Origin of the sequence: Microbacterium oxydans, assembly GCF_006540085.1 — a bacterium.
Lineage (GTDB): Bacteria > Actinomycetota > Actinomycetes > Actinomycetales > Microbacteriaceae > Microbacterium > Microbacterium oxydans.
Genome location: NZ_BJOG01000001.1, coordinates 32,482 through 44,988, shown reverse-complemented (window position 1 = coordinate 44,988; position 12,507 = coordinate 32,482). Strand labels below are relative to the sequence as shown.

12 protein-coding genes are annotated in these 12,507 nt (G+C 67.7%); 2 read left to right on the top strand and 10 right to left on the bottom strand.

All coding sequences use genetic code 11. The annotated features are described in order from the left end of the window. Positions 1 to 350 precede the first annotated feature (350 nt). Entirely contained in the window at positions 351 to 887 is a 537-nt protein-coding gene (locus MOX01_RS00220) for a hypothetical protein (protein WP_170289814.1), read from the bottom strand. Positions 888 to 1,000: 113 nt separating this feature from the next. Between MOX01_RS00220 and MOX01_RS00215 the strand changes: the two genes are divergently transcribed. After that, on the top strand, positions 1,001 to 1,165 hold the full coding sequence (locus MOX01_RS00215) for a hypothetical protein (RefSeq protein WP_230977754.1): 165 nt from the start codon (positions 1,001 to 1,003) through the stop codon (positions 1,163 to 1,165). A 1,017-nt stretch (positions 1,166 to 2,182) separates the two neighbouring features. Here MOX01_RS00215 and MOX01_RS19025 read toward each other — a convergent pair. From MOX01_RS19025 to MOX01_RS00200, 4 genes are all read right to left on the bottom strand, one after another. Continuing rightward, complete coding sequence (locus tag MOX01_RS19025; protein ID WP_164734066.1) at positions 2,183 to 2,326, bottom strand: hypothetical protein; 144 nt, start codon at positions 2,324 to 2,326, stop codon at positions 2,183 to 2,185. Beyond that, complete coding sequence (gene purL / locus MOX01_RS00210; RefSeq protein ID WP_141368021.1) at positions 2,323 to 4,656, bottom strand: phosphoribosylformylglycinamidine synthase subunit PurL; 2,334 nt, start codon at positions 4,654 to 4,656, stop codon at positions 2,323 to 2,325. Before purL ends, MOX01_RS19025 begins: the two co-directional genes overlap by 4 nt. Positions 4,657 to 4,736: 80 nt before the next feature. Further along, positions 4,737 to 5,015, bottom strand: a complete 279-nt coding sequence (locus tag MOX01_RS00205; RefSeq protein ID WP_269140004.1) for a type II toxin-antitoxin system RelE/ParE family toxin — start codon at positions 5,013 to 5,015, stop codon at positions 4,737 to 4,739. Positions 5,016 to 5,072: 57 nt separating this feature from the next. Beyond that, positions 5,073 to 6,026, bottom strand: a complete 954-nt coding sequence (locus MOX01_RS00200) for a helix-turn-helix transcriptional regulator (RefSeq protein WP_141368019.1) — start codon at positions 6,024 to 6,026, stop codon at positions 5,073 to 5,075. A 103-nt stretch (positions 6,027 to 6,129) separates the two neighbouring features. Here MOX01_RS00200 and MOX01_RS00195 point away from each other — a divergent pair, with 103 nt between their 5' ends. Continuing rightward, a complete protein-coding gene (locus tag MOX01_RS00195; RefSeq protein ID WP_046748168.1) occupies positions 6,130 to 6,579 on the top strand; it encodes a VOC family protein in 450 nt (149 codons plus the stop codon). Positions 6,580 to 6,699: 120 nt separating this feature from the next. Here MOX01_RS00195 and MOX01_RS00190 read toward each other — a convergent pair whose 3' ends face one another. The 5 genes from MOX01_RS00190 to MOX01_RS00170 form a co-directional block, all read right to left on the bottom strand. Further along, the gene (locus tag MOX01_RS00190; RefSeq protein WP_058631050.1) at positions 6,700 to 7,428 is read right to left on the bottom strand and encodes an SGNH/GDSL hydrolase family protein; all 729 of its coding nucleotides are present in this window, start codon (positions 7,426 to 7,428) and stop codon (positions 6,700 to 6,702) included. Continuing rightward, on the bottom strand, positions 7,425 to 8,603 hold the full coding sequence (locus MOX01_RS00185) for a DUF5005 domain-containing protein (protein ID WP_230977753.1): 1,179 nt from the start codon (positions 8,601 to 8,603) through the stop codon (positions 7,425 to 7,427). Before MOX01_RS00185 ends, MOX01_RS00190 begins: the two co-directional genes overlap by 4 nt. Before the next feature lie 63 nt (positions 8,604 to 8,666). Then, the gene (locus tag MOX01_RS00180; RefSeq protein ID WP_141368017.1) at positions 8,667 to 10,787 is read right to left on the bottom strand and encodes a glucosidase family protein; all 2,121 of its coding nucleotides are present in this window, start codon (positions 10,785 to 10,787) and stop codon (positions 8,667 to 8,669) included. Positions 10,788 to 10,812: 25 nt separating this feature from the next. Continuing rightward, positions 10,813 to 11,625 (bottom strand): carbohydrate ABC transporter permease, encoded by an 813-nt coding sequence (locus tag MOX01_RS00175; protein WP_058631048.1) that lies wholly within the window; start codon positions 11,623 to 11,625, stop codon positions 10,813 to 10,815. Further along, entirely contained in the window at positions 11,625 to 12,500 is an 876-nt protein-coding gene (locus tag MOX01_RS00170) for a carbohydrate ABC transporter permease (protein ID WP_141368016.1), read from the bottom strand. Before MOX01_RS00170 ends, MOX01_RS00175 begins: the two co-directional genes overlap by 1 nt. Positions 12,501 to 12,507: the final 7 nt, after the last annotated feature.

The window sequence follows — 12,507 nt, the reverse complement described above, 5'->3', positions numbered from 1 at the left end:
TCGGCACCGCATCAGAGACCGTGGATGCAGCCGCAGCATCGCTGGAGTTCGCGGCGAACGTCTGGCTCTCCGACATCCTCTACGAGACCTGCTCCTGGCCGGACCTCGACGAGCTCGAGGAGCAGCTCATCCGACTCGTGAGGTGCGCCTGCCACCGCCGCGACACGCACACCACCCGCCGATCCCGCCCCGAGCGCTGCATCCGCCGGGGTGACGCGGCGTGCTCATCGGCTGGATCGACGGACCCGACGGCCAGGCGCTGCTCCCCAAGGCCTGCATCATCTGCCGCGCCAACTAGACACCCGCGGCCGCTGCCGCGCCCACAGACACAGTCGACGATGACAAGTAGCTCACTTCGTCGGCGGCCGTGTCTGAGCTGCAGCGCGCTCCTCCCACAACACGAATGGCCGCTCGTCAAAGGCCCCCGGGTTGTTGACCCATCGAGCCACGACGACCGGCACCATCGACCTGATATGAATGGCATTGATATCCCGGTGGTTCGGGTCGCCGTCATTCGTCGCGTGGTCGATCGTTCCGGTAACCCAGCCGAGAAGCTTGTCGCTATTCGGCTCAGCCACCTCAGCCGCGACTGCATCTGCATTCTCGGTCCAATGAGGCTGATTCCAGTTCTTTCCGGTCCGGACGTCGTCATGGCGAGACTCGTAGTAGGCGATCACCGCATCTCCGAACCGCCGCCGCTCTGCACGAAGGGCGAGGTCCGTGTTCTGTTTGGCGATCTGATTGGCGGCTCGAGCAGCAGCTACGGCCGCCCATCCGAGAAAGACTGTCGCTGCGATTCCCAGCACTGGAATGAGATAGTCACGCCAAAGATCTGTGCGCGCGATCTGCTCAAGCCAGTAAGTCACATCATTGAAGCAAAAGTGCATATCTGCACAGTAACGATCCAAGGGCTGCTTCCGTGAACATGCTCACCTATCGCGAAGCCGCCACCCGAGTGCGATGATCTCGCCGCACCATTTGCTACTGGAAGCTGCAGGGCATGCGCATGGGGCGGGAGCGGCGCGATGGACAGCTCGTGCGGGTCGTCGAAGAGGACGTGCTGCTCGCCTGGTGGCGTGACCGGATGGAAAACAACCCCGTCTCGCAGAACCGGATCCGTTCGAAGAAGCGCGAGCCATCCGCTCAGCTCACTCCGGGCAGCTAACTACCGAATGATCGCGACCTCAGACCCATCGACCTCGTCAACACCCCGGCAAAACATCGGCTCGGCTTTCCTCAGGCTCTACAGATCACCGCGGCTTTGTGCCCGCAACCTTCGACGCGCGAATGAACTTTTTTCCATCCACACCCTGTGTACACCATTTTGCCCCGGAATTACGCGGATGTAGTTCGAAATCCACAGCCTGTGAACAACCTTTTCCACAGCACTTATACACAGTAATGCTGGCATCTTTCGCGCTTTGTCCACACCCTTATCCACAGGCGACGTTGCGGTGCCCTCAGGAAGTGTGGATTCTTGATCACGCCCCGAGTGACAGGGGCACCTATTAAAACGAAGGAGCGGCTCCGAGACGCCAATCACGGGAGCCGCTCCATCACCCACCAGCCTGAGGAGGCAACGATGAGCGGTCTACAGCCTAACCATGGATCGGACGGCGCGAATCAAATCGCAGAGGCGATCCGACGAGAAGCACGTAGGTCGAGAGTCAGCCAGGCGCGCTACGCACAGCTGGTTTTTGACCGCTATCGCTGGGAGCCGGACCATATCGCCGAAGCCCTCGAGATCACCACATCCCTGGTGGTGCGGTTGCTCGCCACGGACGGCGTCGCGAGGTGCGTCGAATGCTCCTTCGGCCTCCACAGTTCTTGCATGGGCGAACTCAACTTCGACCTTGAAGGGATGTCGGCTCCGTGCTGCTGCGGGTGCCGACACGCCGATCCCAAATCCGAATGTTGACACGACTCCGTTTGCCGCCCCTACATTGATGGTTGTACAGGTGGGCGAATGTCGACGGAACCCGAGCCGATTCGCCGGCACTCACGGTCATCACCGGCACCGGTCCGTCGTATCGGCGTGCGGACGGAGTGAACGTCGTGGCCCTGCCATCGCTCGGCATGTGACCGCGATCGAATCGTGTCCACGTTTCCCTGCACGCTTGGACGGCGGGCGACGGCCGTTCGTCACGCAAGCCCGCCTGCCGGCGACGGCCCAGATCCCGACTCAGCCGAGGAGCAGCGTCAGCACCGTCGCGCCGCCACCGCCGAGGATCAGCGCGATGATGACGGTCCACGCGACGATGCGCATGCGCCGATTGCGCTTCTCGCCGAGGTCGCCGTAGTCCTCGCTGAGACCGTCGTTGCTCATGCGCTGACCGCCTCGGTGACGGTCGGGCCGAAGTACGACGGCAGTGTGGCCTGCGAGCGCTCGCACAGTTCGGCGGCCGTCACGGTGAAGACGTCCTGCACCTCGAGCTTCGCGCCCTCACTGTCGGTCACGCCGATGCGCATCACCGGGTAGTCGCGTCCCTCGCAGAGTCCGCGGAACTTCACGTCGTCCTCGCGGGGAACGGTCACGATCACGCGGCCGGTCGACTCGGAGAACAGGGCCGTCGCGGCATCCACGCCGTCACGCTCGATGATCTCGTTGAGCCAGACGCGGGCGCCGACACCGAAGCGCATCACACCCTCGGCCAGGGCCTGCGCGAGGCCACCCTCGGAGAGGTCGTGCGCCGAGGAGATCAGCCACTCGTCGCGGGCCGCGGCGAGCAGGCCGGCGAGGCGCTTCTCCCCGGCGAGGTCGACCTTCGGGGGCAGGCCGCCGAGGTGCTGGTGCACGACGTCTGCCCAGGCCGAACCCGAGAGCTCGGTCGAGGTGGTGCCGAGCAGGTAGATGTTCTGTCCCTCGTCCTGCCAGCCGGACGGGATGCGGCGGGAGACGTCGTCGATGATGCCGAGCACGCCGACGAGCGGGGTCGGGTGGATCGGCACGTCGCCGGTCTGGTTGTAGAACGAGACGTTGCCGCCGGTGACCGGGGTGCCCAGTTCGTAGCAGCCGTCTGCGAGGCCGTCGACGGTCTGGCCGAACTGCCACATGACCTCGGGGTTCTCGGGAGAGCCGAAGTTGAGGCAGTCGGTGATGGCGGTCGGCACGGCACCGGTCACGGCGACGTTGCGGTACGCCTCGGCGAGGGCCAGCTGCGCGCCGGCGTACGGGTCGAGCTGGCAGTAGCGGCCGTTGGCGTCGGTCGCGACGGAGAAGCCGAGGCCGGACTCCTCGTCTACGCGGATCATGCCGGCGTCGTCGGGGAAGCTCAGGGCTGTGTTGCCGAGCACGTAGTAGTCGTACTGGTTCGTGATCCAGCTCGTGTCGGCCAGGTTCGGGGAGGCGACGAGGGCGAGGAACTGCTCGCGCAGCGTCTCGGGGTCGTTCGCGCGCGGAAGCTTCTCTGCGGCATCTGCCTGGAGCGCGTCGATCCACGTCGGGTACGCGACCGGACGGTCGTAGACAGGGCCGTCGACCGCGACGGTCGAGGGGTCGACGTCGACGATGCGCTCGCCCTGCCAGTCGATGATGAGGCGTCCGTCGCCGGTGACCTCGCCGAGCACGGAGGTCTCGACCTCCCACTTGTTCACGACGGCCAGGAAGGCGTCGAGCTTCTCGGGGGCCACGATCGCCATCATGCGCTCCTGCGACTCCGACATGAGGATCTCCTCTGCCGTGAGCGTGGGGTCGCGCAGCAGCACGTTGTCGAGAGAGACCTTCATGCCGCTGTTGCCGTTGGCCGCGAGCTCGCTGGTCGCGCACGAGATGCCGGCTGCGCCCAGGTCCTGGATCGCCTCGACGAGCTCGCCGCGGTACAGCTCCAGGCAGCACTCGATGAGCACCTTCTCGGCGAAGGGGTCGCCCACCTGCACCGCGGGGCGCTTGGTGGGGCCACCGTCGGCGAACGTGTCGGAGGCCAGGATGCTCGCGCCGCCGATGCCGTCGCCACCCGTGCGGGCTCCGAACAGGACCACCTTGTTGCCGACACCGGTGGCGTTCGCGAGCTTGAGGTCTTCGTGGCGCAGCACGCCCACCGCGAGCGCGTTGACGAGCGGGTTGGCCTGGTAGACGCTGTCGAAGACGGTCTCGCCACCGATGTTCGGAAGGCCCAGGCAGTTGCCGTAGAAGCTGATGCCGCTGGTCACACCGTGCACGACGCGGGCGGTGTCGGGGTGGTCGATCGCACCGAAGCGCAGCGCATCCATGACCGCGACAGGACGCGCGCCCATCGAGATGATGTCGCGGACGATGCCGCCGACGCCGGTGGCCGCGCCCTGGAACGGCTCGATGAAGGAGGGGTGGTTGTGGGACTCGGCCTTGAAGGTGACGGCCCAGCCCTCGCCGACGTCGACGACGCCCGCGTTCTGGCCCATGCCCACCATGAGGCGTTCCTTCATCTCATCGGAGACCTTCTGGCCGAAGCGGCGCAGGTAGTTCTTGCTCGACTTGTAGGAGCAGTGCTCCGACCACATCACCGAGTACATCGCCAGCTCGCCCGAGGTGGGTCGGCGGCCGAGGATCTCCTTGATGCGCGCGTACTCGTCGTCCTTGAGTCCGAGGGCGCCGTACGGCTGCTCCTTCTCGGGGGTCGCGATCGCGTTCTCGACGGAGTCGGGGACGTGCTGGGGGGAAGGTGCAGGGGCGGTGGTCACGCGCACTCCAAAGGAAGGGGCCGGCGGGGCAGGTTCAGTCTACCGGCGCGGGTGGGGCGGCTCTCCCGCGGGCTGCGGACTCAGAGTCGGTCGCGGAGGACGGCGGCGATGTCTCGCCGCGTGTGGAGCACGCGGTGCACTCGCACAGCATCAGGGTCGTGGGTGTAGATGATGAGGTACGGGTGGCTCCGAAGAGGGAAGGCGCGGATCTCGGGAATCTCGGTCACCGGTTCGAAGCGCGCCGACTCGAGAGAGGGATGCGCAGCGAGCCGACCCATCGCGTGCTGGAGATCATCGATGAACGCGATCGCGACGTGTGGCCCTGCTTCGCTGAGATAGTGGGTGACTGCGCCACCGATTTCGCCCCGTCCCGGCCTCGTTCCACAAAATGGGGAAAGGGCGTGAAACTCGACGATTCAGGAGGACGAGTCGCACGCCGCGGCGAAACGCTGCGCCAGGATTCCCGCCGCCTCCCGCAGCGCCGGAGGGCCGATGACGGTGAAAGCCGCATCGAAACGCGCGACCGAGGCGAGCACCCCCGTCCACGACCACGATCCGATCGTCACACGGCACGACCCGTCAGCGAGTTCCTCCAGCTCCCCGTCGCCGACCCAGGGTGCGATGTCGCGGGCGGGGAGCGCGATCACGACCTCACCCACGCAGGGCCAGCGGTCCTCGGTCGTCGACCCCTTGGCCCGGGCCGCGAGATACGTCTGCGCATCCACGGCGGGCAGCGGGCGCGTGGCGAACGACGGTCCGGTCGGGATGTGGGGTCGCATCCGATCCAGGCGGAACGTGCGCCAGTCGTCAGCCTCCAGATCCCACGCCAGCAGGTACCAGCGCCCCTCTCGCGCCACCACCGCGTGCGGTTCGGTGCGTCGGGCCGGGCGGTCCTGGGTGGAGGCGTAGTCGAAGCGGAGCACCTGCCGGTCGCGGACGGCGGCGCTCGCCGCCTCGAGTACCGTCGGATTGACCCTGGTCGCGTTCTCGGTGCCGGTGAAGCGGATGCCGTCCACTCGATGTCGTAGCCGGGACGGCATCACCTGGCGCACGGTGGCCAGGGCTCTGGCGGCACCTTCATCGATGTCGATCCCCGTCGCCGAAACGCTCTGGAGGGCGACGGCGATCGCGACCGCCTGATCATCGTCGAACAGCAGCGGCGGGAGCTCCGATCCTGCGGCGAGACGATAGCCGCCGTCCGGTCCCTTGATCGCACCGATCCGGTAGCCCAGCGCGCGCAGCCGGTCGACGTCGCGGCGCACCGTGCGGGGGCTGACCTCCAGCCGTTCCGCCAGTACGGACCCCGGCCAATCGCGCGGGGTCTGCAGCAGCGACAGCAGCGCGAGCATGCGTGAAGAACTCCCGGTCATGCGATTCAGTCTGCCCGAAGTAGAGGACGGAAACTGACCTCTACCTCTGTGATCGTTGTCGTCAGAGGTCCCGAACGGCGGGGCTCGCGACGAGGAGAAGAGCATGACCATCACCACCACGACCCACCTGAACTTCCGCGGCACGGCCCGGCAGGCGCTCGACTTCTATCAGTCCGTGTTCGGCGGCGAGGTGACCGCGGCGACCTATGGACAGTTCGGCATGCCCGAGGGCGTTCCGGGCTTCGACAAGATCGTGTTCGGCCAGTTGGACGGTGTCGTGCGCCTGATGGCGTACGACATCCCTGGTGAGGACGACTCGAACCCGGCGGCGACCGCGGGCAGCACGCACCGGGAGAACGGAGCGACCCTCACCGACCGCACGTTCTTTCAGTCGCTGCGCGCCGATTCGCTCGATGAGCTCCAGCGCTACTGGAACGGGCTCGTCGAGGGCGCGACCGTGATCGAGTCACTGGCAGCATCGGCGTGGTCGGCCGGTTTCGGCATGCTCACCGACCGTTTCGGCGTGACCTGGGTGCTCGACGTCGCGGCCTGAGCCCGATGGCCCGTTCTTCCCGACCGGATGCATGAGGATCGGACGGATGCAGGAGGAATCACTGCGAGTGATCCTGCATCCGTCCGATCCTCCGACAGACGTGTCGCCCCAGGACGCCGGTCAGACCGGCGGCCAGTGCGGATGCCGTGCCACGGCCACCCGCGCCTGCAGGTCCGTGACCACCCGGGACCCCTCGGCGTCCAGCCCGAGCGCCCCGGCCAGGCCGAGCGCGAGCAGGGCATGACCTGAGGCGCTCGGGTGGAATGCGTCGTCGAGCAACCCCCACGGTGTGCCCTCGTTGCCCGGCCCCGTGCCCGCGGAGAACACGGCGAACGCCTCGTGCTGGTCGACGAGGATCGCTTCCTCGGCGGCGGCCACGTCGCGGATCGCCTGCGCGAACTCGCCGATGCGCGCGCGGTCGGGAGCGTGAGACAGGTCGGCGGGCGGCGGTGTCTGCAGCACCGGAACCGCGCCGAGCTCCCGCACCCGTCGCACGAACCCCGCGACCGAGTCGGCGAACTCGGACACCTCGATCACGGGATCGAGCCACTCGGTGGTGCAGTCGTTCGTGCCGATCAGCAGCGTCACGACGTCGGGGCGCCAGCATGCCACGCGCCCCTCGAAGTCCGCCAGGATCAGGTCGGCGCGCCACCCCGTGATCGCGGTGTTGATCACCGTGTCGTGCACCCGACCCAGGTCGCCGCGGATCAGCTCGTGCAGATGGTCGACGTAGTTGCGGGCACCGCGGGTATGGATGAGTCCGTGCGTGATGGAGTCGCCCGTGAGCACCCAGGTGAGCGGCGCTCCGGAGGCGAGGAGCCCCCGGAGTGCCGCGCGGTCGTCGGTCACCCGGTGGCCTTCAGCTGCACGTCGATGAACCGCGGACGGTAGATCGAGGCGTCGTCGTACACGTCGCCCACGTTGTCGAAGGTGTTGACGTTGTAGGAGACGAGGATGCGGTTGCCCTGGCGCAGCTGCGGGTGCTCGTGCGCGTTGTAGGCGAACACATCGGGGTCGCCGTAGCTGCCCAGTGCCCCGGTCTCGGGAGTGCGGTACAGCTCGACCGGATCGGTGAACGGGCCGGTGGGCGAGCACGAGGTGCGGGCGACGATGCGGGTGCTGAACAGCTCCGACGTGTCCTGCGTGACGAGCAGGTAGCCGTCGCGGAAGGGGGCGATGCTGAACTCGTTCGCCACGTACGGCACGACAGGGACGGCATCGGTCTCGGCAGCTGACCATCCGGTGCCGTTCCAGTACGTCCACGCGCCCTTGACGCCGTCGCGGTCCTGCGCGCGGGCGACGTAGGCCGAGCGCACTCCACCCGGATCCGCGATGCCGTAGATGTACGTGGTGCCGCGTTCCTCCAGCGTCCACGACCCCCAGTTGATCCCGGTCGCCGAAGGCAGGTCGGTGATGGACTCCAGTTGCAGGGTCTGGCCGTCGAGGGTGGCAAGGCGGTTCGCGGTCCACGCGAAGTCCCACTGGCCGCTGCCCGTGCGCACGAACTGCAGCAGCGGCACCTGCACCGTGCCGTCGCGTCCGGGCGTGGGGTCGCCGATCCAGTACCACTTGCCGTCGGGCTCGGGCGGGATGATGGCGGCAGGCTCCTCCGGGGTGCCTCCCGTGATGGTCGTCAACCCGCCGCGGCGGTCCTGCACCACGACGGAGTTGTTCACGAACGGGGAGTCGGTGGGCCGTGAACCGTCGGCGTTCACGGTGCCGAGGAACGTGTCGGAGAAGAACCATCCGGTCTTCCCCTTCCCGAGCGGCAGGGAGAACGTGCTGTCGCCGCCGGTCCACGCGCCGCCGGTGTTCCCGTAGGCGGTGAACTGCTCGGTCAGGCCCTGATCCACGTTCGCCGTGGCGGTGAGCGTCTTGTCGACCAGCGAGCACTGGCCGGGTCCGTGTCCTCCGCCGCCGTGGTTCCCTCCGGTCGCGACTGCTGCGGTGGCCGGGGCGGCGAACAGCGCGCCGGCGCAGAGGGATGCCGCGGCGAGGGTCGCCGCGATGGTGCGTCTTCTCATATCGATCACTCCTTCGTGTTCGGGTGGTGCTCTCGTGTTCGGTTGATGCTCGGGTCGTGCAGGTCAGCGGCCTGGGGCGGGGGTGATTCCTCCGGAGGCGTCGATGTCGTAGGTGCGGGTGCCGACGCGCAGGCCGCGCAGGGTCGCGCCCGGGTCGAGGGCGGCGACGCATCCGGCCGCCCGCACAGTGCCGCCGGCGGCGACCGAGACACCGAACAGGGCTTCGATCACGAGCTCGATCCAGGCCCCGGACGAGGAACACGACCAGTCGATGATGTACGGCAGCTGCGGCGGAGCTTTGCGGGCTCCGCCGTTGATGCCGGGCACGGCCTCCTCCACGAAGTGCGCCTGCCCCATCGGCCCTTGGTTCGCCGTGCGGGAGAGTCCTTCGATCCAGCTGGTCAGCACTTCGGGAGCTCCGAGTGCGGCGAGCGCACGTCCCGCGTCGGCGGGCCAGGCGGGATAGGCGCCGTTCCACTGGTGGTCCGGCCGCGGGCTGTAGCTGGCGTCGGGGTCCCACGGTGAGAGCGCACGCATCCAGTTGTCGGTCTGCAGCTCGCGCCGGAAGAACCCGACCATCTCGTCGCGGACTCTCGGAGCGAGGTCGTCGGCGATGGTGGTACCGACCACGCTGAAGTCGTAGCAGTGCCGCACGGGCAGCTGCGTGCCGTCGGGCTGTCCTGCCGCGAAGACACCGGTGCCGGGAAGATAGCGTTCGATCACGGCCGGGAGCAGCGCCTCGGCGTCGGCGCGCAGCGCGCTCGCCGCGGTCTCGTCGCCCCGCAGGTCGGCCAGGTCGGCGGCGGTGCGCATGCTCCACACGTTCGCGGCGTTGAGGCTCGCCACCTCGTGCGTGTACGAGCTCACGCACTCCAGCAGGTTGTCGATCTCGCCGTAGTCGGCCAGGGGTGTATCGCGGCGCAGTTCCTGCCACGCGGTCGCCCACTGCCGCACCGACGCGGCAACGGTGTGGTCGCCGACGAGCTCGTCGAGGAAGGCGACGTCGCCCGTGAAGCGCACGTAGTCGTGCACGAGGCGGGTCATGGCGTAGTCGTTCACGGAGTACCAGCGGCCGACCGGGCCTCCGGTGAGGGACGAGGTGCCGAAGTGCGAGTGGATGTCGAGGGAGATCCAGTGCCGCACCTGGTTCCGCATCTCGTCGGGGTCGAGCAGGGCGTGGCTCACCGAGCTGAGGCTGTAGTCCCAGATGAACGTGGTCGTGCCCCAGTAGTTGGGCATGAGAGTGTCGTACGAACGCCCGAGCACGTTGCCGGCGAAGTCGCGGCGGAACCAGATCACGCCCAGCACCGCCCACCAGTACAGGCGGCGCAGGGGTGCGGAGGCGGTGTCGAGCACGGGTAGTGCGCCGGAGAACTCGGTGTCGCTGGGGTCGAACGCGGCGCGGAGCTGTCGGTTCCAGAACTCTTCGGCTGAGGCGACGGCACCGGGGATGTCACCGGCGACGTCAGCCCAGGTGGCCTTCGCGTCGGACTCGTCGAGGCCGATCGCCTGCACGAAGCCGGTGCGCGCGGTTCCGCCGGCGGGCACGGTCAGCGTGGTCGCGAGCTCGCCGCCGCGGCCGTTGCCGCCGATCCCGGTGTCGAATGCATCGGGCAGGTCGGCCACACCGCTGAGGGTCGCGGTCCCGCCGATCAGGCCCTGCACGCTCCACGCCGCGGCATCGGTCGAACCGAACACGAGGCACCCGCCGTCGACGGTCGCGGTGTCGCGTTCCGACGGTGATTCCGCGTCGAGCCAGGCCTCGGTCGACCGGGTCACGCGGGCCGCAGACGACAGGCCGATCCGCACCTCACGCTCGCCCGCACCGGAGTTGCGCACCGCGATGTCGATCGCCACCGCTGTCTTCCCCGGCACGCACACGGTCGTGGTCTCGATCTCGAGCTCACCCACGCTCGCGCGCCGCACCACCCCGTCGGGCCGCCACTCGTGCGTGACGGGCACGCCGTATGACGCGAACAGGCGGCCGTCGACGAACAGCACGGCGGTCTGCGTGAGTCCTTGCGACACCGGTGGGAACTGCACGGCGCTGAGCGCGGTCAGGTCGTGGTCCACGCGCACGGTGCCGAGCATGTTCGTGAGGCCCGTGGGCGCGATCATGTCGTCGTAGTGATGGGTGACCGCATCGGCGACCAGATCCTCGACGGTGGGGATGAGGGGATTCATGATGCCTTTCGAGGCAGGTTGGGGGTCAGTACTGTCCGAGCGCGAGGCCCTTGGCGAAGAACCGCTGTGTGCACAGGAACAGCACCACGGTGGGGAGCGAGACGAGCACGGCCGCGGCCAGCACGACCGACATCTGCGCGCCGCCGTAGGTGCTCTGCATTCCCGACAGCGTGGTGATGATGGGGCGGATGTCGTCGGACTGGCTGAGCGTGAGGCCGAGCAGCAGGTCGTTCCACACGAACGTGGCCTGCAGGATGAAGATCGCGACCAGCGCGCTCGACGCCATCGGCAGGTACAGACGCACGAAGATGCGCCAGGTCGTGGCACCGTCGAGCACCGCGGCCTCGAACACGTTGTGCGCGACGCCGGTGAAGAAGTTGCGCATCACGAACGCCGAGAACGGGATCGAGATCACCGTGTAGATCATGATCATGCCGACGCGGGTGTCGAACAGCCCGGTGCGCGAGTAGGCGTCGAACAGGGGCAGCAGCACCATCTGCAGCGGGAAGACCGTGCCGCCGAAGATCACGACGAACCATAGGAATCCGCGCTTGAGGCGCAGGGCCACGATCGCGAAGCCGGCCGCGGCGCCCACGAGCACGGCGATGGTCGGCGACACGATCGAATAGATGAGCGTGCTGACGATGCTGTCGCCGATGCCGGAGAGCTCGAGCGCCTGACCGAAGTTCTCGAACAGGTGGAAGTCGGTGGGGATCCACGACTCCTTCGAGGTGAAGGTGGTCGGGTCCTTCATCGCGTTCACGACGAGCAGGTAGGCGGGCAGGAGCCACACGATCCCGAGGACGACGAGCACGGTGGTGCGGATGATCTTCGACATCACATCTCCTTCTTCGGGGAGAGCTGCTGGCGCAGGTACAGGACCGAGGCGACGAGGGTGATCACGGTGAGGAACACCGCGATCGCGGAGCCGAGCCCGTAGTCGCTGTTCACGAACGTCTCCTTGTACATGGTCAGCGCGAGGGTCTCCGAGACGGTGCCCGGTCCGCCCTTGGTCATGCCCCATACGATGTCGAAGGTCTTGAGGCTCGCGACGATCGAGAGCCCGACGACCACGGCGGTGAGCGGCCGCAGCATGGGCCACAGGATGCTGGTGAACAGACGCACCCCGCCTGCGCCGTCGATGCGCGCGGCCTCGAGCGGCTCCTTGGGGATGGCCTGCAGGCCGATCGTGAACAGCAGTGCGTTCACGCCGACGCCCTGCCACGACGACGCGATGATCATCACGACCGTGTTGAGCGGAGCGTCGAGGAGCCAGCGCGGTGGGTCGGTGATGCCGAACGCGGCGAGGGCCTGATCGAGCGCTCCGCCCGAGGAGAGGATGAACGACCAGACCACGCCGACGCCGATGCCGGAGAGGGCGTAGGGGATGAGGAACGGAAGGCGCAGCCAGATGCCACCCCCGAGGTTCCAGGTGAGCAGCGCGATCGCCAGGCCGATGCCGACCGGGATGATCAGGGTGCCGATCACCCAGAGCACGGTGTTCATCGCCGAGCCCACGAAGTCGCCGTCGGTGAACATCTCGACGTAGTTGTCGAGCCCGATCCACTTCGGGCTGCCGAGGCCGTTGTACTTCGTGAAGCTGAGGAACACCGTCCACAGCAGCGGGAGGTAGAGCAGGACCGCGACCAGGATCACGCCCGGGGCGATGAAGCCCCGGGCGGACCACTGGTAGGGCGTCTTCTGATGCGTCATCCGCCCG